This is a genomic window from Bacillus sp. AC266, assembly GCF_979253805.1.
In genome coordinates, this window is the sequence record NZ_CEEDEC010000001.1 from 133,732 (window position 1) to 159,750 (window position 26,019).

At 37.2% G+C, this 26,019-nt stretch carries 28 protein-coding genes, 1 pseudogene, 1 riboswitch and 1 other annotated feature; of the genes and pseudogenes, 19 read left to right on the forward strand and 10 right to left on the reverse strand.

The window, feature by feature from the left end:
• The first annotated feature begins 31 nt into the window (after positions 1-31).
• The 3 genes from AC0IXC_RS00705 to AC0IXC_RS00715 all read left to right on the forward strand — a co-directional run bounded on the left by AC0IXC_RS00705 (position 32) and on the right by AC0IXC_RS00715 (position 2,599).
• Positions 32-1,360 carry a hemolysin family protein gene (locus tag AC0IXC_RS00705; protein ID WP_044443291.1) on the forward strand — a complete coding sequence of 443 codons (1,329 nt, stop codon included), beginning with the start codon at positions 32-34 and terminating at the stop codon, positions 1,358-1,360.
• A gap of 53 nt (positions 1,361-1,413) precedes the next feature.
• Positions 1,414-1,827, forward strand: coding sequence for an ATP synthase subunit I (locus AC0IXC_RS00710; protein ID WP_002084378.1), 414 nt, complete (start codon positions 1,414-1,416; stop codon positions 1,825-1,827).
• 220 nt (positions 1,828-2,047) lie between these two features.
• On the forward strand, positions 2,048-2,599 hold the full coding sequence (locus AC0IXC_RS00715) for a DUF2179 domain-containing protein (protein ID WP_002033341.1): 552 nt from the start codon (positions 2,048-2,050) through the stop codon (positions 2,597-2,599).
• A 96-nt stretch (positions 2,600-2,695) separates the two neighbouring features.
• Here AC0IXC_RS00715 and AC0IXC_RS00720 read toward each other — a convergent pair whose 3' ends face one another.
• Positions 2,696-2,923: a DUF3923 family protein gene (locus AC0IXC_RS00720; protein ID WP_061689133.1), complete on the reverse strand. Its 228-nt coding sequence runs from the start codon at positions 2,921-2,923 to the stop codon at positions 2,696-2,698.
• A gap of 75 nt (positions 2,924-2,998) precedes the next feature.
• Positions 2,999-3,379: a hypothetical protein gene (locus AC0IXC_RS00725; protein WP_061689134.1), complete on the reverse strand. Its 381-nt coding sequence runs from the start codon at positions 3,377-3,379 to the stop codon at positions 2,999-3,001.
• A 368-nt stretch (positions 3,380-3,747) separates the two neighbouring features.
• On the opposite strand from AC0IXC_RS00725, the gene AC0IXC_RS00730 reads away from it, so the two are divergent.
• The 5 genes and pseudogenes from AC0IXC_RS00730 to AC0IXC_RS00750 all read left to right on the forward strand — a co-directional run bounded on the left by AC0IXC_RS00730 (position 3,748) and on the right by AC0IXC_RS00750 (position 10,868).
• Complete coding sequence (locus AC0IXC_RS00730; RefSeq protein ID WP_215589979.1) at positions 3,748-4,662, forward strand: tetratricopeptide repeat protein; 915 nt, start codon at positions 3,748-3,750, stop codon at positions 4,660-4,662.
• Between the two features lie 133 nt (positions 4,663-4,795).
• Positions 4,796-4,879: pseudogene (locus tag AC0IXC_RS00735) on the forward strand (CGNR zinc finger domain-containing protein); the annotation flags it as partial.
• A gap of 41 nt (positions 4,880-4,920) precedes the next feature.
• Positions 4,921-5,676, forward strand: a complete 756-nt coding sequence (locus AC0IXC_RS00740; protein WP_215589978.1) for a class I SAM-dependent methyltransferase — start codon at positions 4,921-4,923, stop codon at positions 5,674-5,676.
• Between the two features lie 147 nt (positions 5,677-5,823).
• Positions 5,824-8,331: a collagen-like protein gene (locus AC0IXC_RS00745; RefSeq protein WP_471652450.1), complete on the forward strand. Its 2,508-nt coding sequence runs from the start codon at positions 5,824-5,826 to the stop codon at positions 8,329-8,331.
• A 23-nt stretch (positions 8,332-8,354) separates the two neighbouring features.
• The gene (locus AC0IXC_RS00750) at positions 8,355-10,868 is read left to right on the forward strand and encodes a BC_3345 family exosporium-associated protein (RefSeq protein WP_471652451.1); all 2,514 of its coding nucleotides are present in this window, start codon (positions 8,355-8,357) and stop codon (positions 10,866-10,868) included.
• 81 nt (positions 10,869-10,949) lie between these two features.
• On the opposite strand, the gene AC0IXC_RS00755 is transcribed toward AC0IXC_RS00750, so the two are convergent.
• Together AC0IXC_RS00755 and AC0IXC_RS00760 are read right to left on the reverse strand one after the other, a co-directional pair.
• Positions 10,950-11,093, reverse strand: a complete 144-nt coding sequence (locus AC0IXC_RS00755; RefSeq protein WP_000945246.1) for a hypothetical protein — start codon at positions 11,091-11,093, stop codon at positions 10,950-10,952.
• Between the two features lie 97 nt (positions 11,094-11,190).
• Positions 11,191-11,333, reverse strand: a riboswitch (cyclic di-AMP (ydaO/yuaA leader).
• 28 nt (positions 11,334-11,361) lie between these two features.
• Positions 11,362-11,832, reverse strand: coding sequence for a GNAT family N-acetyltransferase (locus tag AC0IXC_RS00760; protein WP_044443305.1), 471 nt, complete (start codon positions 11,830-11,832; stop codon positions 11,362-11,364).
• A 231-nt stretch (positions 11,833-12,063) separates the two neighbouring features.
• Here AC0IXC_RS00760 and AC0IXC_RS00765 point away from each other — a divergent pair, with 231 nt between their 5' ends.
• Both AC0IXC_RS00765 and AC0IXC_RS00770 read left to right on the forward strand, forming a co-directional pair.
• Positions 12,064-12,312, forward strand: coding sequence for a GlsB/YeaQ/YmgE family stress response membrane protein (locus AC0IXC_RS00765; RefSeq protein WP_002033357.1), 249 nt, complete (start codon positions 12,064-12,066; stop codon positions 12,310-12,312).
• A 64-nt stretch (positions 12,313-12,376) separates the two neighbouring features.
• The gene (locus AC0IXC_RS00770) at positions 12,377-13,498 is read left to right on the forward strand and encodes an AI-2E family transporter (protein ID WP_002033358.1); all 1,122 of its coding nucleotides are present in this window, start codon (positions 12,377-12,379) and stop codon (positions 13,496-13,498) included.
• Positions 13,499-13,526: 28 nt separating this feature from the next.
• Here the strand turns inward: AC0IXC_RS00770 and AC0IXC_RS00775 are convergent, their stop codons facing one another.
• Entirely contained in the window at positions 13,527-14,684 is a 1,158-nt protein-coding gene (locus tag AC0IXC_RS00775) for a 1-deoxy-D-xylulose-5-phosphate reductoisomerase (protein WP_002084398.1), read from the reverse strand.
• 135 nt (positions 14,685-14,819) lie between these two features.
• Positions 14,820-15,027: a binding site (T-box leader), on the forward strand.
• 51 nt (positions 15,028-15,078) lie between these two features.
• Between AC0IXC_RS00775 and AC0IXC_RS00780 the strand changes: the two genes are divergently transcribed.
• Complete coding sequence (locus tag AC0IXC_RS00780) at positions 15,079-16,077, forward strand: tryptophan--tRNA ligase (protein ID WP_471652452.1); 999 nt, start codon at positions 15,079-15,081, stop codon at positions 16,075-16,077.
• Here AC0IXC_RS00780 and AC0IXC_RS00785 read toward each other — a convergent pair.
• Together AC0IXC_RS00785 and AC0IXC_RS00790 are read right to left on the reverse strand one after the other, a co-directional pair.
• Positions 16,074-16,532, reverse strand: coding sequence for an NUDIX hydrolase (locus AC0IXC_RS00785; RefSeq protein WP_471652453.1), 459 nt, complete (start codon positions 16,530-16,532; stop codon positions 16,074-16,076). The two genes, AC0IXC_RS00780 and AC0IXC_RS00785, sit on opposite strands and share 4 nt — an antisense overlap.
• Before the next feature lie 17 nt (positions 16,533-16,549).
• Positions 16,550-17,389, reverse strand: coding sequence for a DUF2785 domain-containing protein (locus AC0IXC_RS00790; RefSeq protein ID WP_002013997.1), 840 nt, complete (start codon positions 17,387-17,389; stop codon positions 16,550-16,552).
• A 123-nt stretch (positions 17,390-17,512) separates the two neighbouring features.
• On the opposite strand from AC0IXC_RS00790, the gene AC0IXC_RS00795 reads away from it, so the two are divergent.
• The 3 genes from AC0IXC_RS00795 to AC0IXC_RS00805 all read left to right on the forward strand — a co-directional run bounded on the left by AC0IXC_RS00795 (position 17,513) and on the right by AC0IXC_RS00805 (position 20,314).
• Positions 17,513-18,235, forward strand: a complete 723-nt coding sequence (locus tag AC0IXC_RS00795) for a GNAT family N-acetyltransferase (RefSeq protein ID WP_002033371.1) — start codon at positions 17,513-17,515, stop codon at positions 18,233-18,235.
• A 180-nt stretch (positions 18,236-18,415) separates the two neighbouring features.
• Entirely contained in the window at positions 18,416-19,444 is a 1,029-nt protein-coding gene (locus tag AC0IXC_RS00800; protein WP_471652454.1) for a tyrosine-protein phosphatase, read from the forward strand.
• 159 nt (positions 19,445-19,603) lie between these two features.
• Positions 19,604-20,314 (forward strand): YjjG family noncanonical pyrimidine nucleotidase, encoded by a 711-nt coding sequence (locus tag AC0IXC_RS00805; protein ID WP_002190190.1) that lies wholly within the window; start codon positions 19,604-19,606, stop codon positions 20,312-20,314.
• A 424-nt stretch (positions 20,315-20,738) separates the two neighbouring features.
• On the opposite strand, the gene AC0IXC_RS00810 is transcribed toward AC0IXC_RS00805, so the two are convergent.
• The gene (locus tag AC0IXC_RS00810; RefSeq protein ID WP_002013992.1) at positions 20,739-21,236 is read right to left on the reverse strand and encodes a DinB family protein; all 498 of its coding nucleotides are present in this window, start codon (positions 21,234-21,236) and stop codon (positions 20,739-20,741) included.
• 536 nt (positions 21,237-21,772) lie between these two features.
• Between AC0IXC_RS00810 and AC0IXC_RS00815 the strand changes: the two genes are divergently transcribed.
• The 4 genes from AC0IXC_RS00815 (at position 21,773) to AC0IXC_RS00830 (ending at position 24,798) form a co-directional block, all read left to right on the forward strand.
• Positions 21,773-22,735, forward strand: coding sequence for a tubby C-terminal domain-like protein (locus tag AC0IXC_RS00815; RefSeq protein ID WP_471652455.1), 963 nt, complete (start codon positions 21,773-21,775; stop codon positions 22,733-22,735).
• A 257-nt stretch (positions 22,736-22,992) separates the two neighbouring features.
• Positions 22,993-23,493, forward strand: coding sequence for a sigma-70 family RNA polymerase sigma factor (locus AC0IXC_RS00820; protein ID WP_002013989.1), 501 nt, complete (start codon positions 22,993-22,995; stop codon positions 23,491-23,493).
• Complete coding sequence (locus AC0IXC_RS00825) at positions 23,483-24,505, forward strand: anti-sigma factor (protein ID WP_471652456.1); 1,023 nt, start codon at positions 23,483-23,485, stop codon at positions 24,503-24,505. Before AC0IXC_RS00820 ends, AC0IXC_RS00825 begins: the two co-directional genes overlap by 11 nt.
• On the forward strand, positions 24,487-24,798 hold the full coding sequence (locus AC0IXC_RS00830) for a hypothetical protein (RefSeq protein ID WP_215589967.1): 312 nt from the start codon (positions 24,487-24,489) through the stop codon (positions 24,796-24,798). Before AC0IXC_RS00825 ends, AC0IXC_RS00830 begins: the two co-directional genes overlap by 19 nt.
• 174 nt (positions 24,799-24,972) lie before the next feature.
• Here the strand turns inward: AC0IXC_RS00830 and AC0IXC_RS00835 are convergent, their stop codons facing one another.
• Together AC0IXC_RS00835 and AC0IXC_RS00840 are read right to left on the reverse strand one after the other, a co-directional pair.
• Positions 24,973-25,173 (reverse strand): helix-turn-helix transcriptional regulator, encoded by a 201-nt coding sequence (locus tag AC0IXC_RS00835; protein ID WP_002084410.1) that lies wholly within the window; start codon positions 25,171-25,173, stop codon positions 24,973-24,975.
• Positions 25,161-25,520, reverse strand: a complete 360-nt coding sequence (locus tag AC0IXC_RS00840; RefSeq protein WP_002084411.1) for a DUF3796 domain-containing protein — start codon at positions 25,518-25,520, stop codon at positions 25,161-25,163. The genes AC0IXC_RS00835 and AC0IXC_RS00840 overlap by 13 nt, the downstream gene beginning before the upstream one ends.
• 272 nt (positions 25,521-25,792) lie before the next feature.
• On the opposite strand from AC0IXC_RS00840, the gene AC0IXC_RS00845 reads away from it, so the two are divergent.
• Positions 25,793-25,987: a hypothetical protein gene (locus AC0IXC_RS00845; RefSeq protein WP_002142517.1), complete on the forward strand. Its 195-nt coding sequence runs from the start codon at positions 25,793-25,795 to the stop codon at positions 25,985-25,987.
• Positions 25,988-26,019: the final 32 nt, after the last annotated feature.

The following is a 26,019-nucleotide window of genomic DNA, read 5'->3' on the forward strand; positions in this document are numbered from 1 at the left end:
GACACCTTAGTTTTTTAACTAAGGGGATTCATTGGAAATATTTAATTTAGTCATGGTTGCGATTTTAATCGCATTTACTGGATTTTTCGTAGCAGCAGAGTTTGCGATTGTTAAGATACGTTCAAGTCGCATTGATCAGCTTGTTGCGGAAGGGAAACGCGGTGCGTTAGCAGCGAAAAAGGTAACAACAAATTTAGATGAATATTTATCTGCTTGTCAATTAGGTATTACAGTTACAGCGATGGGATTAGGTTGGTTAGGTGAACCGACAATCGAAAAGTTATTACACCCGTTATTTGAGAAATGGAACGTAAATCCTTCTATCTCATCAGTATTAACTTTTGGTCTTGCTTTTATGCTAATGACATATTTACACGTTGTAGTAGGGGAATTAGCTCCGAAAACGCTGGCAATTCAAAAGGCTGAAAAAGTAACGTTGTTATTGGCAACTCCGTTAATGATGTTCTATAAAATCATGTATCCATTTATTTGGGTATTGAACGGTTCAGCTCGTGTTATAACTGGTTTATTCGGTTTGAAACCAGCTTCTGAACATGAAGTAGCTCATACAGAAGAAGAATTACGTCTTATTCTTTCAGATAGCTATGAAAGTGGCGAAATTAATCAAGCTGAATACAAGTATGTAAATAATATTTTTGAATTTGATAATCGCATCGCGAAAGAGATAATGGTACCGCGTACAGAAATCGTTGGTTTCTATCTTGAAGATTCAGTAGAAGAACACATGAAAGTAATCCAAAATGAACGATACACACGTTATCCGATTTTTGGAGAAGATAAAGATGATATTATCGGTATGGTCAACGTAAAAGATTTCTTTATTCGATATATGAACAACGATCAAGAAGATTTATCATCGATTCGCACGTATATGCGTCCGATTATTGAAGTTATGGAAACGACTCCAATTCATGATTTATTACTGCAAATGCAGAAGAAGCGAATTCCAATGGCTGTTTTATATGATGAGTACGGAGGAACAGCTGGAATTGTAACGCTTGAAGATATATTGGAGGAAATCGTCGGCGAAATTCGTGATGAATATGATGAAGATGAAGCACCACCAATTCAACATGTGAACGAGTATCATAAAATTGTTGATGGAAAAGTGCTTATCTCAGAAGTAAAAGATTTGTTTGGATTACACATTGAAGAAGACGATGTGGATACGATCGGTGGATGGATTATGATGCAAAATCATGAAATCGAAGAAGGACAATACGTTGAAGCAGAAGGCTATGAATTTAAAGTATTAGAAAAAGATGCTTATCAAATTAAACGTGTTGAAATTCAAAAAATGGATCATGAACAAGAACAAGAGAAAGCAGCAACTGTGTAAGTTGCTGCTTTTCTTCTGACACATAATAAAATGTGAAATTAGGAGCGGATATTTTGATTCAAGTAGCCTTACGTGTATATCGATTACAATTGTATACGATCTTTAGTGGTTTACTACTAATGTGGGCGGTTACTCCGTTTGGGAAACAAGTGACAGGGTTCGGTATCGGTTTAGCAGTTAGCGCATATTGTCTTTGGCTATTAGCTCGCAGAGTGGAGAAATTAGGAAGAAGTATCGTGATGAAAGAAAAGGCTCCTGGATTAGGAGTTCTAAACCGATTTGCGGCCGCAATATTAGGGGCTATCATTATGTTTGAAATTGAGCATGAAATGGAAATGTGGGCATTTGGTACTGGAATATTGGGTGGACACTTTTTAATGATTGCGAATTTAGCCTATGCAAATATGCAGCTAGTAAAAGAAGAAGAGAAGCAAAAGGAAAATGCTTCGAAAAACATAGAGCTCTGATGAAAGGGACCTAATCAGGTTCCTTTTTTGCGTTTAAAAATAAATGATATAATACGAATGATTTACTGGTACTTATCGAATTTACGCGAAACATAATACGCTTATTTTTGGGGCATTTCAATAGTATGAAAAAAAATTAAAAAAAATTAAAAAACCCATCGATTTCTAAAGCTTATGTATGTTATCATGACAAAAGAATTTGCGAAAGAGGTGGATACCAATGTTACAAGCTTTACTTATTTTTGTGCTTCAAATTATTTACGTTCCAACTTTAACAATCCGTACGATTTTGCTTGTAAAGAATCAAACAAGATCCGCTGCAGGTGTAGGATTGTTAGAAGGAGCAATTTATATTGTCAGTTTAGGTATTGTGTTTCAAGATTTATCAAATTGGATGAACATTGTTGCCTATGTCATCGGCTTTAGTGCGGGACTATTATTAGGCGGTTATATAGAAAATAAATTAGCAATTGGATATATTACGTATCAAGTTAGTTTACTAGACCGTTGTAATGAATTAGTAAATGAATTACGCCATTTTGGATTTGGCGTTACAGTATTTGAAGGTGAAGGAATAAATTCTATACGTTATCGCTTAGATATCGTTGCAAAGCGTTCTAGAGAAAAAGAACTGTTAGAAATTATTAATGAAATTGCACCGAAAGCGTTTATGTCTTCTTATGAAATCCGTTCGTTTAAAGGTGGATATTTAACGAAGGCGATGAAAAAGAGAGCATTGTTGAAGAAGAAGAAAGATGAACATGCATTGTAAAGAAAAGGGAGTAGTGCAGCTTTAAAAGCACGGCATAATCCCCATAGAAAAAAGAGAGGAATCTATATTGAAAAAGATTCCTCTCTTTTTTTTGCGTTATTTTTTTCTGCTTTTTCTCAGATTAACAATTAACCATACAACTTGAATAATTAGTGGTAATATAAATGCAATTAATAAAACGATGAATGCCACTAATTTAAGCTCTGGTGTTTGAGTAACACCAGCACCATCAACCTCTCTTAGCCAAATGATAGCTGCCAATATCCCAAAAATGGTAATCCAAAATATGTTACCAATCCACCAAAAAATCCATCGTCTTTTCATATTAGCACCTCTTATATTTACCCTCTGTTAAAAGTATATTTTCGGTTGTTATATTTAAATGAAATAACTATAAAACTACTTTTTTTTAACTGTATATCTAACTTGTTTAAAGGTTGCCATGTCTCCATCTTCGTTATCATCTTTCGTTTGCAAAAGTTGAACTTTTGGCTTGTAGTCTGTCCTATGAGCGTGCTCGATATCTTTAATGTTAAGTTTGTAGGATTCACCATTATTTATTTTTTGTTCCAATACTTTTTTATTGGCAACATAAATAAAAGTTACTTTATTTTCATCAATACCTTCAGTCTTAATTTCTAATTCATTATCTTTTGTTGTAATCGTTGGTGTTAATAATTCAATACTGCCGCTTCCGGTTTCTAAAGAATTTTCTACTATAGTTGAACATCCGGATAAAATGATTCCGATGAATAGAAGAACAATTAATTTCTTTTTCATAACATCCCCCAATTTCAAGTGATTTTTGATTTTGGTATTGCTAGACTGCTAGTGTGGAACGTAAATATTTAGCTAGCACTTTTTTATTGTACCATAATATGTAAATTAAAATAGGTTATATATCCAATTTAAGGGAGGTTGAAAAGTTTACTTATTGTTGAGAATCAGTATTTTACAGTAGGTATTTATTTTCTTTACAAAGCGGTGTTGATAAAATCATTACGAATTGGATATCCGAATATATGATGAAATGTAGACAGGAGAAAGAACTTAATACGAAGCGAACTTATTATTATGGAAATTACAATTTTTGCATATTAAAATAATGATAGGGAATAGATGAATTCATTCACTTCGGAGGTAGTTACTTGAACATTAACGAGAAGGCAATTGAAATGTTTGAACAAAATGAATATGTGGAATCAATGGAACTGTTTCAACAAGCAGTACATGAATCTAGAGGTGTACAATCTCTCAATAATCTTGCTTGGATGTACTTTTATGAGGAAGAGAATGATGGTAAAGCTCTTGAATTAATAAAAGAAGCTGTTAAGTTGAATTCTTCCTCATACTTTCCTTATAACATCTTAGGGGAAATTTACATGAAACAAGAAAAGTGGGAAGAAGCGAAAGATGCATTACAAAAATCTATTTCGATTCAACCATCCGATGAAGCATATCACAATGTAGCTGTAGCTCATTATAATCTTGGAGAGTTGGAAAAAGCTTCGGAATTTTTCTTGCGAGTTGCAGGAGATTCAGACATTATAATGTATAACTATGTAAAGTGTTTAATTGATTTAGGGCGAAAAACAGAAGCGAAAGAGAAGTTGGATGCTTTTAACAGGAAATCTGATGATTTTGTAGGAGAAATTAATGTAGCAGGTTTATATGTTGAGTTGAATTGCTATAAAGAAGCAATTGAATGGTTCGAAAAGGGATACAAAGAATACTGGAAAAGTCCCAATTGGATTGGTAGATTTGTTTATGCTCTATATAAAGCTAATAATTTCTCCCGTATAAATGAAGTTATACGGGAATCTATCGAAGTGAAGACAGCGGAAATAGAAGATGTTCAGAATGAAGAAGTAGAAGAAAATTGGACAGAAAACGATAAGAAAGAGTTAATTGAGGAATATATAGAAGAGAACAATTGTTATAAAAAAATGATAGAACGTATCGAATCTGGATATGTTCCAGGGTTAGAATTTGAAACTGATTATATAGGGGCTTGCTATTTATTTGGTTGTAAAAGACATAATCATCTTGAATATGAAAAATAAAAAGATTCGACTGTCAAATATGATGGTCGAATTTTTTATTGCAGATCGCTTTTTGATTCCGAATAATGATTGTAAAGTAATGCACTTCAACTAATTGGGCTATAGGTGCAGTTAGTTTGTTGAAATTTGTGGGGAAGGAGGAAGAGCGTGCAGAACGATTGCGAAAGTGAAAAATTACCGGGCGAAGAGAAAAGGGAGATCAGGTTATAATGTGTAATTTATATTAGGGGAAGAAAATTGGATGGGGGAATGTAGAATATGCAAGGTACACAAATGTTAGCTTTAAATCAAAAGTGTTGGGATACAGTTGCACCATATTTCTTTCAAGTAGATTGTTTACCGAAATATGGTCCTTATACAGCGTCTGAAGATGAGATTCATTTGTTTGATTCAATCAGAAATAAAAAGGTTCTTGATATTGGATGTGGAAGTGGGCATTCGTTGCAATATATGGCAGAACATGGGGCAGAGGAAGTATGGGGTCTTGATCTTTCAAGTGAACAAATTAAAACAGCGAATGAAACGTTAAAGAGTTGGAATCCAAAGTTAATATGCGGAGCAATGGAAGAAGAAGGAGATATTCCGAAAGGGTATTTTGATATTGTATATTCCATCTATGCATTAGGATGGACTTCAGATTTAGGAAAAACGTTGGAACTGATTTATTCATATGTAAAGCCAGGAGGAAGTTTTATTTTTAGCTGGGAGCACCCAGTATATTCGAATTTACAGTATGGTACAGAAGAAATTGCTTTAAAGTCTTCTTATCATGAGGAAACTCCTATTACGTTTGAAACATTTAAAGGAGAAAATGTACAAGCGACATTATATAAGAGAAAAATAAGTACATACATAAATGAGTTAAATAGAGTGGGATTTACAATTGAGAGAATAGAAGAGCCTGAACCGTCTCGTGTATTTGATGAAGAAGTAGCTACACCTTCTACGAAATATTATTCTTTATATAAAGCTAGAATGGTGCCAACTACTTTTATTATTAAGGCGAGGAAATAACTTGCTAAAAATAAAGAAGCCTATCATTTTGAACAAATGAAATGATAGGCTTCTTTATTTTTAAAAAAATGAGGTTAACTATGTACTTTTAATATAAAAATGCATTTCATATAAAAAGTGTAATTATTTTGGGGAAGGGGGATTGTTGTGCGTCATCATAGAAATTGCAAAAAATTTGGAGTGGCACTGCCTCTTCCGCTTGTGGGAGCAATTGGACCAGCTGGTAACAGTGGTCCGACTGGACCAACTGGAGGCCATGAAGGTCCAGTTGGTCCTCCAGGCATCACCGGTCCTACAGGGACAACGGGTCCACAAGGTCCTCAAGGGATACAAGGAATACAAGGTCCGCGAGGGACAACAGGAGTACAAGGAATACAAGGTGCCGTTGGTGATACTGGAGCGCAAGGGGTTACTGGTCCAATTGGTTTACAAGGTTCTCAAGGATTAATTGGAAACCAAGGTCCAATTGGTGATATTGGAGTACAAGGACTAGAAGGGATACAAGGAGTGCAAGGCCCTACTGGTAGTCAAGGCTTACAAGGCCCGCAAGGAATACAAGGAGAAATAGGGGAGCGGGGACAAACGGGAGCACAAGGAATGCAAGGTAAGATGGGTGAAACTGGCATCTCTGGTGTAACGGGTCCACAAGGTTCCCAAGGAGCGAAAGGAATACAGGGAGAGGAAGGAGCTACGGGTATACAGGGAGAAGAAGGCCCGCAAGGAATACAAGGAATTACTGGAGGACAAGGACCGCAAGGTGATCAAGGGATACAAGGTGTCATTGGTCCAATTGGTTCTACTGGAATACAAGGATCACAAGGCATAAGTGGAATAAAGGGGATAACAGGTGTGATAGGCCCACAAGGTCCACAAGGTTCTCAAGGAATACAGGGAATAAGCGGATCAATAGGTTTTCAAGGGGTAAAAGGAGTACGAGGGATAACAGGAGCAACAGGGAGTATTGGTCCACAAGGCCTAGAAGGACCACCGGGTGGTCCGATGGGCACTACTGGTCCAATTGGTCCATCTAGTGGAGTGACTGGTCCATCTGGCCCACCCGGTCCACCTGGGGGACCAACAGGTCCAACGGGTGAAACTGGTGCACGGGGTGTAACAGGGGGACCAGGTGCAGTAGGAATACAAGGGTTACAAGGTATAACTGGTCCCACTGGCCCTCAAGGTGTAAGGGGTGCACAAGGTTCTCAAGGAGTAATTGGTGTAGCTGGTGTACAAGGTGCACAAGGTTCTCAAGGTAACCAAGGAATAACAGGAGCAACCGGTGTAGAAGGTCCCATAGGTATACAAGGTCCGCAGGGAGAAATCGGTCCAACTGGTGCAGAAGGTCCTAAAGGAATGCAAGGTATACAAGGAGTAACTGGTCCAACAGGAGCACAAGGTATGCAAGGATTACAAGGCATAACTGGTTCCATTGGTACAACAGGAGTAGCTGGAGTACAAGGTCCACAAGGAATACGAGGAGAAACAGGAACAGCTGGAGCACAAGGTATACAAGGTATACAAGGAATACGAGGGGAAACAGGAGCAGCTGGAGTACAAGGTCTTCAAGGAGTGCAAGGAATACAAGGGGAAAATGGATTGACTGGCCCACAAGGTGCTCAAGGTATACAAGGAGTTCAAGGAATAACAGGTCAGGCAGGAGCGATCGGTTTGCAAGGGTCTCAAGGAATACAAGGTATAGTAGGCCCAACAGGAGCGCAAGGCTCTCAAGGTATGCAAGGAATACAAGGAGTAACAGGTCCAACAGGTGCACAAGGAATTAGAGGTCCCCAAGGGAATTTAGGAGAAAACGGGATAACAGGTCCACAAGGAGTGCAAGGTGCGCAAGGTATTGAGGGACCCGAAGGACCACAAGGAAATGTTGGGATTACGGGTGTAACTGGAGAAACAGGCCAGGCGGGAGCAACAGGGGCGACCGGGGCACAAGGAATACAAGGAGTTCAAGGGATTATAGGTATACAAGGAAGTACAGGAATGACAGGACCTACCGGTGCAACGGGAGTAACCGGAATACAAGGTGCTCAAGGTATTCAAGGTCTGCAAGGCCCAACTGGAGTAAGGGGAATGACAGGGGTTAGTGGTAGTATAGGGCCAGCCGGAGCGCAAGGTAGTCAAGGGCCGATTGGAGCTGTGGGACCTACCGGAGCCACTGGTAGTATAGGGTCTATAGGTTTCTTAGGAATAGTAGGTGCAACAGGGGCGACTGGTTTACCTAGCGGGGGCGGTTATTTCTTTTCTACTTCAACGAGTGCAATTGCAGCGAATGCGTTAATACCAATTAATTCAGGAGCTACAACTTTTGGTTCTGATGTCAGTTTAACAAATGCAACAACTGTAACGTTAAGTACGGCGGGAATATATTTAGTAAGCTATTATTTTCAAGGTGATCCAAATGGGGGGAATGAAACGATTTCTGTGAGTCTTACTTTAAATGGAACGCAAGTCGCAGGGAGTTTTATTTATTATGTTACAGGAGGTACCTTTGTATTAGAACCAGCGATTTCTAATACGATGGTCATTAATGTTGCTTCTTCAAATGCCACTTTATCTTTGCAAAATGGTCCATTAGCTATTGGGCATGTAACGACATTATCTGGTGTGATAACAGCTAGTTTAAATGTATTAAAAATAGTTTGATACGTTAGTCATAATGGGGGGAGATGCTTGTGAAGGATCAAGATAAGTGTAGTAAGTTTCAAGCACCTATTCCTTTTCCGGCGTCAGGTATTACGGGACCAACTGGTCCAACCGGTCCGACAGGTTCTTTAGGTGGACCGACTGGCCCGCAAGGAATACAAGGCGTACAAGGGCCAATTGGTCCAACCGGTCCGGCCGGAATTCAAGGAGTGCAAGGGGTGCAGGGAGAAATCGGTCCAATAGGCCCAACAGGTTTAACTGGGCCACGAGGTTCTCAAGGGAGTCAAGGACTGATGGGGGAACAAGGTCCACAGGGAATTCAAGGTGTTCAAGGTATACAAGGAGAAAGGGGGCCAGCCGGTCCAACCGGAATTCAAGGAATCCAAGGAATACCTGGTCCAATGGGAGAAACAGGTCTAACAGGAATACAAGGCATTCAAGGTATACAAGGGGAAGTCGGGCAGGCGGGTCCAACAGGAATACAAGGTATACAAGGAGTGCAAGGCGAATTAGGTCCGACTGGTCCAACAGGAAATACTGGTATACAAGGTATGCAAGGGGATTTAGGGAGTAGTGGTTTACAAGGTGTAACAGGTATACAAGGCATTCAGGGTCCGATTGGTCCAACGGGTCCAACAGGCTCTCAAGGAATTCAAGGGGAACAAGGGCCAATGGGATCAACAGGAGCAACTGGCGTTCAAGGTTTACAAGGGCCACAAGGTGAGATGGGTCTAACTGGTCCAACAGGCTCTCAGGGGATACAAGGAGTGCAAGGTGTAATAGGACCAACAGGAGTAACGGGCTTGCAAGGGGATCCAGGTCCAACAGGCTCAACAGGCTCAACTGGGGGAATCGGCCCAACTGGATCTGCAACTGGTCCAACAGGAGCAACCGGTCCAACCGGTCCGCCAGGAGGCCCAACCGGCCCAACTGGTCCAGCAGGATCTCCAGGAGGTCCAACTGGTCCGACGGGAGCAACTGGGGCAACCGGAGTGACAGGAGCAACTGGGACGACTGGAATACAAGGCGTACAAGGAGTGATTGGCCCAACCGGAGTAACTGGTTTAACAGGTTTGCAAGGAGTACAGGGACCAATGGGGGCAACTGGTCCAACGGGTGACCAAGGCATTCAAGGTCCGCAAGGAGTAATGGGAGTAACCGGTCCAACTGGATTACAGGGTTTACAAGGAGTACAAGGACCGATAGGAGCAACAGGCCAGGCAGGTCAACAAGGAGTGCAAGGGGCACAAGGTCCAATTGGTCCAACAGGCCCGCAAGGAATACAAGGAATACAAGGTGAGCAAGGAGTAATGGGAGCAACTGGACCAACAGGCTTACAAGGTCTGCAAGGAATCCAAGGTCCACTCGGTCCAACCGGTCCTCAAGGCTTACAAGGAGTGCAAGGGATAAGTGGTATAACAGGTCCAACTGGTCCTCAAGGAATCCAAGGAATACAAGGTCCACAAGGAGATATAGGTCCAACCGGTGCGACTGGAATACAAGGAGTGCAAGGTCCAGAGGGTCCAACTGGTCCAACGGGTGCAACAGGCCCGCAAGGAATTCAGGGAATACAAGGAATCCAGGGGCCAACAGGTCCACAGGGCATTCAAGGTCTTCAAGGAATTCAAGGTCCGATTGGTCCAACAGGCCCAACTGGACCTCAAGGAATACAAGGAATAACCGGATCAACAGGTCCAACCGGTCTAACAGGGGCAACAGGACCGACGGGAGCAACTGGTCCACAAGGAGTGCAAGGAATACAAGGTCCACAAGGGGTAACGGGGCAGGCAGGAGCAACAGGACCGACGGGAGCAACTGGTCCACAAGGCGTGCAAGGAATACAAGGTCCACAAGGTGCCACGGGAGCAACCGGAGCAACCGGTGCAACTGGAGTAACAGGTTCTCAAGGAATTCAAGGAGTGCAAGGTCCACAAGGAGTGACCGGATCGACTGGAGCAACTGGATCGACTGGCTCAACAGGTGCGACTGGACCGACAGGGATACAAGGAATAAGAGGAGTAACCGGTGCAACCGGTTCAACCGGAGTAACGGGTCCAACTGGTGCTACAGGTTCAACTGGATCAACCGGTCCAACTGGATCGTCTGCAATATCAACAGGTGGCGGCTATTTCTTTTCTACCTCAACAAGTACAATTGCAGCAAATGCCAATATTCCAATTAATAGTGGGTCTACCGTATATGGAACAGGTGTATCTTTAACTAGTTCCACAACCGTTACCGTATCTACGCCAGGAATATATTTAGTAAGTTATTATTTTCAAGGTGATGCAAGTGCTGGGAATGAGACAGTATCTGTCAGATTACTATTAAATGGAAGTCAATTAACAGGGAGTTTTATACAAAACGTAACGACATCAACTGTAGTAATCGAGCCAGCCATTTCAAATACGCTTCTTGTGAATGTAGCGAGTGCAAATTCAACATTAGTATTACAAAATGGCCCGTTAGGTGTAGGACATGTGACCACTATAGCAGGTGCGATTACGGCAAGTTTAAATGTGGTGAGGATATTATAAAAAGTATAGGGAATATAAAAAACACAAGGAATGTCTTTACAGACACACCTTGTGTTTTTTAATATTAAATAAACATTTTCTTTATCTTTTCGGTTGAAAAATATGCTGAAAGAAGTATTTGTGATGTAAGTTATCTACAACTTTATTTGCTTGATATGTGCGGTGTTGTTCGAGTCGAAGTCTTTGCTCCATCATTTTTATTGCGTGATCTGATAAACGTAACATTGTACCAGTCTCCTTTTCTATAAATATAGTTTTCTGATTGATATCGATTCCATATTTATAACTAAGGAGGCAAAGTGTGTAACATAGGCAAAAAGCACCTTCCTCTCCCATTACGCTTACGAGGTTAGCTGTCGGACTCGGGAAGTGAGAGTTTCCCTACTTGAAAAAGATTCGCCCCAAGTAGCATAGCTACAAAAATGGTTCCCCCGCTCCAAAATTTGGACTCAGCAAAAGGTTGTATAAAGTAAAAAATAACATAAATAAATAATCAAGTCAAACTATTTTGTGTTTTCTGTCTTTTAAGTTGCGTAAGAATCATGCCATCAGGTAGTGTTATATCTGTTACTTCAATGAAGCTGTGTTTTTTATATAATGCGAGAGCTGGAGTATTGGCTTTACCTGTTTGTACAATGTATGTCATTGAAGACGAGAACATGTTAAATATATAAAGTAGCAGTTTCGTTGCGATTCCTTTTTGAAAAAAATCGGGCGATACAACTAATCTGTGGATATCGATTAGTTCTTCTTCTTGTATAAAAGAAATAAAGCCGACGAGTTTATTTTCAGAGAAATATCCATAGAATGTTTCATCACAATTTTGAATATCGTTTACAGTATCATATAAACGAGGTATTGCAGTACTGTTTAAAAAGTCTGCTTCAATTTTATAAGCTGGAATTTGAACATTTAAAATGGATGATGCTACTTCATAAGAAGTGGGAAGTAATTTATGAATCATAGATAATAACGCCTCCTTTAAATATGATATATTAATATAATTGATTTGTGGGTAAGTTTGACAATTTTTTTCTTTTTTGCATATAATATATGTATCTCCATACATAAAATGTTCGTAGGTATATTTCTATAGTAGGATATGGTTAGCGTAGATAAATACGTAATCTTATATAAGAGTTTAGCTACTCTTGTATTTGATAATACAAACTATAATAGAAATGAGGGACTAAAAATGGGATGGATTATTACATTAATAGTTGGTGCTATTATAGGTATAATTGCTAGTTCTATAACGGGTAAAAATTTTCCAGCTGGTATGTTTGGAAATATAATTGCTGGTTTACTAGGAGCTTGGCTAGGTAGTAGATTATTTGGATCTTTTGGGCCATCGTTTGGTGGGATTCATGTCGTACCAGCATTATTAGGTGCAATTGTGTTAATTCTTATTGTATCATTTGTAGTAAAAGCTGCAAGAAAATAAAGGCTATTACTGATTGTTTTATAAAGCCCTTTTAGGGCTTTTCCTAATTAGAGAGGTGGTACACTTGGAGAAAGTAAATATAAGAAAAAGAGATAAGTTGAAAAAGTTTTTTAAAGAACAAAATTATTTAGCTGTACTACTTGGATTCGCGTTGCTGTTTGTAAATATATTATTACTTACAAAAATATCATTCGTCTTTACACCGTTCGTCGTATTTTTAAAAACAATCTTTTTCCCAGTATTATTAGCGGGAGTACTATTTTATATATTGCATCCATTCGTTTCTCTTTTAGAAAGAAAAGGTGTGTCGAGAATTGTGTCAATTGCCTCGATATATATAATTGTTCTTGGATTATTTGTTTTTCTTGCGGTCACGGTTATTCCAATTATTAAAGATCAAGTAAATGCTTTAATAGATAACTTGCCATATTTCGGGCATGAAATCGAAAGGGCAGCACGTAAATTTGGAGAAAGTAATGTAATTGGTAGAATGCAGGAAAGTTTAAATATTGATTTTGCTAATATCGTAAAAGATTCTACAATGAACTTTACAAAATCATTATCATCAGTAACAGGAAATGTAACTGGATTTTTAAGTACAATTACTGAAGTTGTTTTAACATTTGTAATGGTTCCATTTATTTTGTTCTATCTTTTAAAAGATGGTGAGCAATTACCGAATCATTTTTTAAAGTTTATATCTGAGCAAAGACAACCAGCTGCGAAGAGAATACTAGATGATATGCATTATGCGATTAGTTCGTATATTAGAGGGCAAATTATTGTTAGTTTATTTATCGGTATTATGCTATTAATCGGTTATCTTATTATTGGTATTAAATATGCGGTACTACTTGCTATTTTAGCGATGATTGTAAATATCGTTCCGTACGTAGGACCAATCATTGCAATTACACCAGCTTTAATTATCGCATTTATCGACTCGCCATCAATGGTGTTAAAAGTAATTATCGTTATGATGATTGTACAATTAGCAGAAGGTAAATTTATTTCTCCGCAAGTCATGGGGAAAAAGTTAGATATTCACCCGATTACTATTATATTTATCATTTTAACTGCGGGAAATTTATTTGGAATTATGGGGATTATTTTAGCAATTCCAGGGTATGCGATATTAAAAGTTTTAGTTACGCACGGTTATAGATTTGTGAAGTTGAATACGTGAAAAAAGAGCTAAAACAGAGAAACCTGTTTTAGCTCTTTTTCATTAACAATTGATTTGCGTATTGGCGTGCCCATTGATCAGCTTCTAATATATCATCGAGTGAAGGATCTTTTACGTTATGATGAGCTTCAACTGTATTGTAAATTGTTTTTTCGATATCGAAAAATGCAATTTCATTTTTAAGAAATAGTGCATTTGCAATTTCGTTCGCTGCATTTAATACGGCTGGAGTTGTACCGCCAATTTTTCCACATTCAAATGCATATTGTAGACAGGGGAACTTCTCTAAATTTGGTTTTTCAAAATGCAAACTACCAATTTCTAATAAATTTAATTTTTCATAGGATGAAGGTAGTCGAGTAGGGTAGTGAAACGCATATTGAATCGGCATTCTCATATCAGGAGCACCGAGCTGTGCCATGACTGATCCATCAATAAATTCCACTAAAGAGTGAATGATACTTTCTTTATGAATCATAACATCAATTTTTTCATAAGGAATATCGAATAGCCACTTAGCTTCCATCACTTCAAACCCTTTATTCATTAACGTGGCAGAATCTATCGTTAGTTTTGCGCCCATTAACCAGTTTGGGTGTTTTAAAGCATCCTTCGCTTGTAATGTTTTCATTTCTTCACGTGTTTTATCACGAAAAGCGCCGCCAGAAGCTGTAACAATTAATTTTTCGATTTCCTTATTATTTTCCCCATTTAAACATTGGAAAATGGCTGAATGTTCACTATCAACTGGAATTAGGCGGCATCCGTTTTGTTTCGCTAGTTCGGTGACAATATGTCCAGCTGCAACTAAAGTTTCTTTGTTAGCAATAGCGATATCTTTCTTCGCCTTTAATGCTTCAATTGTTGGGAGTAAACCTGAAACACCGACAACTGAACTTAATACAAGATTTGTATCAGGATGGGTAGATACTTCAAGTAAACCATCAGTTCCATATGTAATTTTTGTATTTGTTGAAATACGAGAACGTAATGTATCCGCTAATTCTTTTGTCGCTACGCTTACAATACGAGGCTGAAACGATTCGATTTGTTTTTCGAGAAGATCGATATTATAATTCGCGGTTAAACCGACGATTTTAAAATGTTCAGGATGAGCGGAAACGACATCTAATGCAGATGTGCCAATGGATCCTGTTGAACCTAAAATGGATATATATTTTACCATGAAAAACCCTCCAAAGTTGTTTCGAGTATTTCTGCAAACCTATATATTATTAGACAATCAAGGTGGAAATTCCTGCTATATAAAACAGAAAATCAGGGTTTAATTGGAAAGGGAATGTGATAAACTGTAAAAAACGAAAAAGCAATGAAAGAGAAGAGTACATGTTCAAAACTTTTCAGAGAGCTGATATGTGGTGGGAATCAGTAAGGGATGAATATGGAATGGGCTCTGGAGCTTCTAACTGAAATGAGTAGGTAAAGACGGTTACTTCACGTTATCGAAGTATGAAGTGAGCTAATGATAGCTAATAAAGGTGGTACCGCGGGAGTCTCTCGTCCTTTTTTAAGGATGAGAGGCTCTTTTTGTTTTTTATTTTGAGAAAGGAGGAGTTAGTATGAGTGGGAAAATAATGTTAACAGGAATTAAGCCGACAGGTTATCCGCATTTAGGAAATTATATTGGTGCAATTAAACCTGCATTGCAAATGTCAAAAAATAATGAGGGAAAAGCATTGTACTTTATAGCTGATTATCATGCGTTAAATGCTGTGCATGATCCAGCAAAGTTCAGTAGTTATACGAAAGAGGTAGCAGCTACTTGGTTATCACTCGGACTTAGCGAAGATGTTATTTTTTACCGACAAACGGAAGTGCCGGAAATTCTAGAATTAGCTTGGATATTAGCTTGTCTAACTCCGAAAGGGCTTATGAACCGTGCCCATGCGTATAAAGCGAAGGTAGAGCAAAATAAAGAAGCGGGATTAGAAATTGATGCAGGTGTGAATATGGGATTATATACGTATCCGATTTTAATGGCAGCTGACATATTACTATTTCAAGCTACTCATGTACCAGTTGGAAAAGATCAAATTCAGCATATTGAAATTGCGCGTGATATTGCGACGTATTTTAATCATACATTCGGCACGGCATTTACACTTCCGGAGTATGTCATACAAGAAGAAGGTGCAATATTACCTGGTCTTGATGGAAGAAAAATGAGTAAAAGTTACGGAAATGTGATCCCGTTATTTGCAGAGCAAGAAAAGCTACGAAAGTTAATATTTAAAATCAAAACCGATTCTTCACTTCCAAATGAACTGAAAGAGCTAGAAACGTTATTTACGATATATAAAGAATTTGCGGCAGAAGATGAAATGCAGTCAATGCGTGAAAAGTATGAAACTGGCATTGGATGGGGCGATGTGAAAAAAGAGTTGTTTCGCGTTGTAGAACGTGAATTAGCCGGACCTCGTGAGAAATATGAGATGTATATGAATGAGCCGCATTTATTATATGAAGCGTTAGAGAGAGGTGCTGAGAGGGCACGAGCTATCGCAAAGGTAAATTTAGCAGAAATAAAAAAACGGATTGGATTTGAGAGGGAACGTTAAGCGTTCCCTTGTTTTTGCTGGTAATCTGTAATAATCCTATCAATAACAGGAGGGAGATTACTAGGTAATTCATCAAGTGAAAAGAAGCGCAGTTCTTTCGATTCCGTTTGATCGCATACAAGCTCACCGTGGAATTCTCGGCAAATATAAACAACGAGTACACCATGTACTTGATCACCGTTTGGATAGATTTGAAAGAAATCAGGTCCTGAGTATGTACGGAATAGTTCTGGATTTTTAATGATAAGTCCAGTTTCTTCATATACTTCTCGTTGTAAAGCGTCTTCTAACGTTTCGTTATATTCTAAGGCGCCACCAATAATGCCCCAGCGATTAAAATCTGTACGGAGCTGCAGTAATATTTCATTTTTCTCATTTAATATAATGGCGTGTGATCCGATTAAAATGAGTGGATGATTTCCTACTAGATTTCTCATGTCTTCAATATAGCCCATAGGTCTTCTCCTTATATTTAATAATAATTAGGCAGTTCTTTTAACATTTTTTCTGTTTTACGTGCTGTAAATGCTAAGTTATGATCATCTTTTGTTCTAAAAAATAATGTGCGTAAAAAGATTTTAATGTTTGCGCATAAAATACAATACTCATTAAGGGAAAGGCGTTTTCTAATTTGAGGAAGCCTTTTTATTTTTTTATAAATAATTGAAATTAACTCATCTTGCGGGAAGTCATGATATAGCATAGATAGTAACGGTGTAACAATTCGTTCATCTTCATTATTATGAAAAAGATCCGATGGGATGAAAATTTTATTTAATAAACAATGAATTAATTCCTCGTACCATTCAAAGGTCGTATAGGAATTGTGAACAATTTCAGAAAAGGCATCAGATACGTGGGCAAGACAATGAGCCCATCCTTTATTTTCAATATAGCCTCGAAAATCCATTTCTAAGTTTGTGTATGTAATGAGTTTGTTTTTTATTTCTTCGATATCCTCCTCTGTAAAAAAGTAGTGCGAGTTAGCGAATTGGAGTATTAATGCAAGTAATGAAACAGTATAAGAACGTGTGAAAACCCCATCTGTAAGTGGGGAGTGAATGTCACAATATAAATACTCATCACTTAAACAAGTTTGTAGAAGTAATTTCAGTTGATCGTCCATAAGGAATTCATGATGAATGAAATGTGCAAAACATTTATATATAAGTTGGTAACGAACGTAACTATCAGTTGTTCCGATATACTGAAGCATATTGAGCGTTAACTCATTAATATCTATATGTTGCAGTTGCGTATAGTCATTTTGTTGTATAAGCTCTAACTGTTGTTGCAATGCTGTAATATCCAATGGAGAACCTCCTCCGCACTTTAAAGATGCAATGTTTTCTAGTATTCTATATATTCAAGGACAATCCTGCTCATGCAAGGAGAACAAGTAGAAATTCGAGTATGACATAGATGAGGGAAGTATATGATGACTATAGAACAGTTAGAAAAACATTTTAAAATAAGAAAAAATGCTTCTTCTATAATGATAAAAGAAAATGATGCAGAGGTTTTTACAGAAGAGCAATTAGAAGAGATAATGCAATATTGCGTTGCTGAAGCTGAAAAAGATGGAATAGAAGAATTGCAATTTGAGATTTCTTCAAAAAGCCCAAATTATGATGTGTATAAGAAATGTTTCGAAACGTATTCATTTGAATATATTACTGAAAACATGATTGTATTTAAGGATATATATGAAGTAGAAGATATAGAAAGTGAAATTGATTTTAAGCTTATTGAAGAGATAGGCGAAGCCGCTTTTTATTCACTGTGGAATGAAGTGACGGGAGAACAAATCGATTATGATCAATTTGTAAATACGATGCTACAAGAAATAGGTGGGCAATGGAAAGAACATTGTTTAACAGCAAGTATCGATGAAGAGCCAATAGGAATTGTAATCCCGCATATTGAAAGAGGTACGTTAGAAGAAGGAAAACTTATGTATTTCGCAGTCGCTCCAAATATGCGAAATAAAGGGTATGAAGCAGCATTCTTTACAGGGGCAATGTTTGTCTTAAAAGAAATAGGCGCATCTTATTATATTGGCGAGACAAATGTACAAAACGAGTGGATGAAGGATGTCTTTGAAAAGAACGGATGTCAGCAGCTGAGCTCTACTGAGCGATATGTGAGAAGGTTTTAGAAGGATGGATGGCTTACTCTCTCGAACTCATTTAGCGGGAATCCATGTACAAATTTTGAACAAGTAAAAGAACTTTTTGCATGTTTGTAAGATAAAAAGAAAAATCGAAACGACAAAGTAAGCTTTCCTATAATACAATAGAGAAGGATTAGACTATACGAAGAAAGCGTTGGTGAAAGTATGAAGCAGCAAAGAAATTGGCTACAAGCAACTGTAGAACGAAATGAAGATAATACGTTACATATAAAGTGGGAAAATAATATAGAAGAAGTTCGTATTTATTGGAGTACTTCACCAGATCATATTGAAGAAAATGGAGAATTACTTGTAACAGTAAGTGGGGATGCATGTACAATTGAAAACCCGAGTGAAAATGAGCGTCCATATTTTAGATTAGTAGGAAGTAATGGACAAGCAGTGACAGTAGCTGAGCGTAGATTACCATTACAAGGTGCGTTTAACTTCCGTGATATGGGAGGATATGAAACGACTGAAGGCCGTAAAGTAAAATGGGGTAAATTGTATCGTTCTGAAGAATTAGCAGGATTAACAGAATGGGATATCGAGTATTTACAGAAGTCGGGTTTAAAGTTAATTTGTGATTACCGTACAGATTTTGAAGTGAAGCATAAGCCGAACCCAAGTGTTACAGGTGCTCGTCAAGTGTGCTTACCAGTTATGCAAGACTTGGCGAAAGACTTGAATATAAATGAATTTTTCCAAGTTGGTGACCTTTCTATGTTAGGGAAACCAGGCGAGTATCTTGTGAAAATGAATCAAGATTTCGTAAGTGGTAATGAAGCATTCGTGAGCTTCTTAAAACTGGCGCAAAACCCGGAAAACTTACCGTTAGTAAACCACTGTACAGCTGGAAAAGACCGTACAGGATTTGGTTCTGCATTATTATTACTTTTACTAGGTATACCGGAAAAAACAGTAATGGAAGACTACTTACTAAGTAACGGTTTCCGTGAAAAGTTAAATGAAAAAATGATGGCCTTTTTAGGTGCGAAATTACAGAACGACGAAAGTAGAGCAATATTAGGTGCAATGTTTGAAGCACGTGCTGAGTATTTACAAGCTGCGATTGATGAAGTTAAAAAGCAATATGGATCAGTTGAAGTATACGCTGAAAAAGCTCTTGGCTTTACGAAAGAATCGTTAGAGGAAATGAAAGAATTATTGCTAGAGGATAAAGTGAGACTTTAATCAGTGTGGGGGGGCATCTCCACTGATTATTAGCCTTCACCAATCGGACTGCCCATTAATGCGGGATAAATAATGAGGAGGGAGGCTGATTGGATTAGCCTCCTTTTATTATTGTTGCTATAATTAAGCTATGAGAAAATAGGAATTGAGGCGAACATCATGAAATACAAAGTAATACTATTCGACGTAGACGATACATTATTAGATTTCCCTGAAACAGAAAGAAACGCATTACATAACGCGTTTGTACAGTTCGGGATGCCTACAGGATATAATGATTACCTTGCAAGTTATAAAGAGATTAGTAATGGATTATGGAGAGATTTAGAGAATAAAATGATTACGCTAAGTGAATTAGCGGTAGATCGATTTAGACAATTATTTGCTCTTCATAATATAGAAGTAGACGCGCAGCATTTTAGTGACGTATACCTTGAAAACTTAGGAAAAGAAGTACATCTTATAGATGGTGCAGTGCAATTATGTGAGAACCTTCAAGATTGCAAGTTAGGTATCATTACGAATGGATATACAAAAGTGCAACAATCTAGAATTGGAAATTCCCCTTTATGTAACTTCTTTGATCATATTATTATTTCTGAAGAAGTCGGCCATCAAAAACCAGCGCGTGAGATTTTTGATTATGCTTTTGAGAAGTTTGGGATTACGGATAAATCAAGTGTACTAATGGTTGGAGATTCGCTAACTTCTGATATGAAAGGCGGAGAAGATTACGGTATTGATACGTGTTGGTATAATCCGAGCCTGAAAGAAAATACGGCAGGCGTTAAGCCGACCTATGAAGTGGAGAACCTGCTACAAATTTTAGAAATTGCGGAAGTGGCGGAAGAAAAGGTAGCTTCATTTTAATAGAGTTAAGATTTTTCGATTAGTTGATATATATTAAGTTACGGTAGATATATTTGAAAAATCGTTCATATAAGTTCATATACTATGATATGGAACAAAAAAAGATGGTACCAAGTCAAAATAATTTTACTGAAAGAAAACAGAAATAACACTAAATAATATATTTAGCTGTTTGTAATTGGTCATTACAAACAGCTAAAAAAACGATTGCCTCTTAGGATCCAAGCAATCGTTTTTTTATTTTTTTCGGAGATGAAATTTGTATTTTTATACCTATCTCCATCAAGTTTAAAAAATGTTTGTTCCCCAGTAATGAAAAAAATGAATTTAATTCTCATAAATAACTGTAAAGTGGTAAAAATTTCGTTTTGGGTGTAATTTAAAATCTTAAGTTAATGGGCATGGGGTGGAACCCTTTCCTTGTTTAGACCGGATATCCGCCTGTTGGCGGTGGCCAAGCACTAAATAATCTGCGAATCAGCACAATTTCTCCTAAATGGTAGGAGTTATGAGATGCAATATTCCGTAGAACACCGCCAGGGGTTTCACCAGGCCATTCCTCCAATGTTTTGTCCAATTGAACAGTTTGGGCGATCGTGCATGCCTGTTCAATCCCTTGAAGAAAATACTGAATAATCTGTTGCCACTCTTCCTCACTGCCAGGGCATTCTTCTTCAGGCCAGCTCTCTTTTACATGGGCAGGCAATGCAGGCTTCTTCCCCTGAGCGGATAATAAGAGAAAATCTTGCCAATAGGTCATGTGTTTCACTAATTGATAAATAGAATAAGGCAGTTCCTCTCTGCGTTTTCCCGCAAGCGCCACGTCTATATCCGACAAAGCATTCTTGATGGGAAGATGTCCTCGTTCCCCTCTTAACGATTTTACTAATGCCTGGCTAAACGCTTTATTTGATTGCTCCATAATAACTGACTCCCATCCTGTTTTATTTTCTAATTTGCTGATTTTATGATTCCGTCTTTTTTATATGTACTAAATAAATTATAGAAGCTTTACGACTATTAAGAGAAAGTAAAATAAGGCAAGAATCACTGACTTCTTAACGTACAGGAAATCGTAGGTTTTTATTTAATTAGTACCTTAATGTACAATTGTATTAACAGATAAATCAAAGGTTCGAATGACAACATTCAGGTCTGCGTTAATATCAGCCACTTTTGATTTTAGCTTTTCCGATCCCTCCTGAATTTTATCCAATTGATTTTATTGTGAATGAACTATGAGTTGATTATAATAATTAGAGTGAACTCTAAGTCAAGAAAAAAATAATAAAAGGATAGTTATTCTATTATGAGGGAGTTCGCGAAGCAAAAATAGCACTACTATACTAAGGTCATTCACGTTTTATAATGCGATAATTAAATATTTATATATACATAGTTTCTCAGAGTGATGCGATGTCATGTATGAGCTGTGTAACAACTAGAGGTGAGTGAAGGATGTTAATGTTTTTATTTGAGTTAGACAAGGCTATCCCGCAGAAGGATGAGCCACGGTATGCCGCTTATGCAAATGGCTTTATTGAAGGGGATTTAACGATTCGCGTGAGTGACAGCGTATTTTTTCAGAAGTCATGCATGAAGGTTGCAGAGCTTGGCATTTATTTAGGACAGTGGATGGAACAAGTGCAACATGGGCAGAAAGAACAATTGAATTATGAAACGAGTGACCGTGAGGAAGTAATTCTCGGATTCGTATATGAAGAGGAAGATCAGTGGAGAGTTTTTTCCAGTTGGCAGCAATTTGAACTTCAAGAGCGTATATCAACTACAACATTAGTAAAGAGCGTTCAACGCTATTTATATGAGCTAAATAAGGAACTGCGCGCGATAGGATATCCTGTGACGTTTGATCAGTACTTAAGAGGAGAGCGAATGATGCAGCTTTCTTATAAACGACTGTGTGATAGTAAAGCGGATACGACTTCGATAGAGGTTTACAATGGAAGCGAAGGAGTAGGCGCAGTGCGGGGCTATTATAAAAATACGTTGATGAAAGTGCTAGACTTCATTCCGAAAGTCGGTAGTAATATCATTTATGAAATAAAGGATAGTAAGAACAATATTCGCGTCATTGCAAAGGATGTAAGTAGGCAGCGTCAAAGAAGGATTTTAGTAGCGTACATCGATAATAATGATGCAGAGCATGAAATACTTGTATGTGACGGAAAGTTATTAGATGCAAATTTCTTATTTACTTTTACATATAAGACAGAAGAATATGTTGTTCACAAAACTTCAATTGGGCTTGGAAAATTATTACGAAACGGCTATGTAATCGCAGATTGGAATATTCGTCTTGAGGAAGATATGTATTATATCGAGATGGATGTATATGATGAGGATTATATAGAGGATCAATACTTACTGTTAGGTGTATTTCATGCGGTTTTGTATGGGTGATAAATGAAAAGTACTGGTATTCTTCATGGGAAGGATACCGGTATTTTTTATGTGGTTCTGGTGTGAAGATTGCATTTTGTCGCTTTTCTTTTTTTAGGAATTTACAGTTATAACATCTCATATTTTGTTTATAATTGTAAATAGTTATTAAAATGTATAAATGTTATTTCTTTTTTAATAAATAAAAAATATAAAAAGGAAAAATAATGCAACTTTATAACACGCTTATTCGTGTTATATATGAAAGGAGGAGGGGGATGGAAATTGAAGAAATATATAAGGTTTATATAAACGATGTGTACCGGTATTTATTTTCCCTTTCTCGTAGCCATCACGTAGCGGAGGACTTGATGCAGGAGACTTTTTATCGGGCGTATCTTTATCTAGAAGACTATGAAAACCAAAAGGTAAAATCATGGCTTTTTAAAGTGGCATATCATACGTTTATTGATTTTGTAAGGAAAGAGAAAAAAGTATCTTTTGTAGGAACGGAGGAATTAGAGACAATACAAGCAGGGGAATCTACAGAAGAGTATGTAGTCGCAAAAAATAGTTATGAAAAATTAATTCAGATTATTCATACTTTACCAGTGGTAGAGGCACAAGCTATTTTATTATGTGACGTACATCAATTAACGTACGAAGAGGGTGCTACTGTATTAGATTTAAAGGTAAATACTTATAAAAGTCACATATTTCGTGGGAGAAAGAGATTAAAAGAATTGTTAAAGGAGGAAAAGAGTCAAAATGACAAATGATAAACCTCATTCTGAACAAGATGATTATAAAGAATTGTTACAAGAAGCTCTTCATCAAAGACCAGATTCACTTCCTGATGGAAAACAGCAGCAAGTGTTGAAAATAGGTAAAAAAAGAGCTCGAATTACGAATGTGTTGATTGTATTTACTTTTTTATTACTTATTCAACCTATTTTATATATATCTACACTTTTATATTATACATTGGCACCTACAAACGCGATGGAGATACGGAATGTAGTAAATCAAACATTAAGTGTAACAGAACCTAATGTATTTATGAAAGAAAGGGACATGGAGCAAACATTGTTACCGCTTAGTTTACAATTGCATTTTGATTTGTATAAAAGGGTAGGAAAGAAAGATATTCGAATAGGAGAAGAGAAAACAGATTATTTATTAAGTAGAGCAACGAAAGTAAGCCGTGAATATACAACAGATGAAAAAATTCCAGAAATCCCGTATATAGATAACGAAGTGTTGTCTCATCCTAATAATTATAATGCGTCTTATAATAGTGGCGAAGAAGCGCAGATATTAAAGGGCCTTCCGCAAGAATCTGTTGTAGAAGCATTTGTATCTTTTAGGGAATTATTAAGTGTGCAAGAGGTAACGGATACGTTTCCTACTATTGATATCGTTTGGTATGCCGTGAATACAGGATTAGAGGAGAAGCAAAAGAATGATGAGGGTATGTATGTTGCCCCAATCGGTTTTCCAGCAGATATGATTTCAAGTCCAAGTGGTCCTTTTTTAAGTGATTCAACTCATGAGGAACAATTTATTGATGTTTTAAAGTCATTACAGAAGCATGAAAATTTAGCAGTGAAGCTATCTAGAGCAAAAGTATTAGAGTTGTCAAAGCGTATATCTTTCCTTGAAAAAAATGGGGTAAAAACATACGGGATGGTTGTAACTGGGCCTAAAGTAGAAGTTGAAAAATTGATGAGACACGAAAAAGTTAGAAAATTGAAAGTAGGTGAAGCGAGGTTATGGAATTGGCATTCTTAAAAAAAAGAAAGAATCTTATGTATAAACAGGAAACCTGGATGGGGACTATTTCATTAATTATTGCCTTTTTAGCGCTATTGTATTTGAACATTATATTGCTTATTCAAGAAACATTTATAGGTAAAGGTTTTCTGCAAATAGTTGGTATTGGAGTGGTGTGCTCAGTCTTAGGTATGATCACAAAAAGCAAAAGTCGAAAATATGCATTGTGGGCATGTAGTTTATTTGTTTTTATACTACTGTTTGCTGTATTTGGATTTATGTTAGGTTGGATGATAAGCTTTGGGCCATAAATATGTGGGAAAGAGCGAATGTAGATTCGCTCTTTTTTTATGTATAAAAAGTAAAATAGATAAGAGAAGAACTTATTAAATTTGAAAGGAGCGCAATATGCATCTAGGCTGTAGTTTTGTAGATATGTTTCCCTCTCACGATTCAGTATTATATATTAAACTTGGTGCCCTTTATTAATCCTCAAAAATAAAAACCTCATCAATTGTACTATGTAGTGCCCTCGCTATATCGTGAGCAAGCTGTAAGGAAGGGTTATACTTTCCTTTTTCGAGATGGCTAATCGTTTCACGACGTACACCAACCTTTTTCGCTAAATCTTCCTGCGTCATATGTACTTTGGCACGGTATTCTTTTATCTTCGTTACGAACGCCATGGTGCATCTTCCATTTCATCAACTGGTTTATCGTAAAAGAAGATAGAGAATCCGAATGTAAGAATGAGTGTGCTGAAAATAAGAGCAATATCAATCTCTTGTAGTGTAGGATTCGGAAATAACATTTCAATAAAGATAATGATAGCGGTAGTTAATAACGTAACGATAAAGGCGTTGCGGCAAGATTTATTGACGATTTGTTCAAAAAGCTCATCGTGATGAACTTTTCTATACGTCGTGAAAAAGGAGAAAAAACAAAACATAGTAAACAATCCTTTTTCATAAAAAAATCCGAGAAACCCAAAGAAACCGAGAAATCCTAAATATTTAATCCAAGTCGTTTTCATGATAGATTCTCCTTTCGATGTTAGAAATAAAGTGAAGGCTAATAATCAGTGGGGGGTGTTCATCCACCACTGATTATTAGCCTTCACCAATCGGGCGTTTACTGCCAGTTAATGCGGGATAAATAACTATATGTTATAAATATATCACATATGGAAATTCATAGTAATAATAGTTTTGCGATTTATTTCATAATAATAGTAAAAAAGGTTAAATATTCTGTAAAATAAAAAGGGAAATATCGTAAAATGGATGTAAGGAGGGGGAGGACGAAATGTTAACTGGGATAATGATCGTTATATTACTTGTAGTTATTACTGTAATTGGAACGGTGTTAATTGGGCGAAATGGTGATGCGAATTATAGTAAAGCGACAAAAGGAAATATTAAACGACTTACGATGATTTATATAATACTAGCTGTTGTTTTAATTGTTGGATTAGGAGTTTATATTTATTTTAAAGGTTAAAAAAACTGAAAAATGTAAAAATCTATAAATAT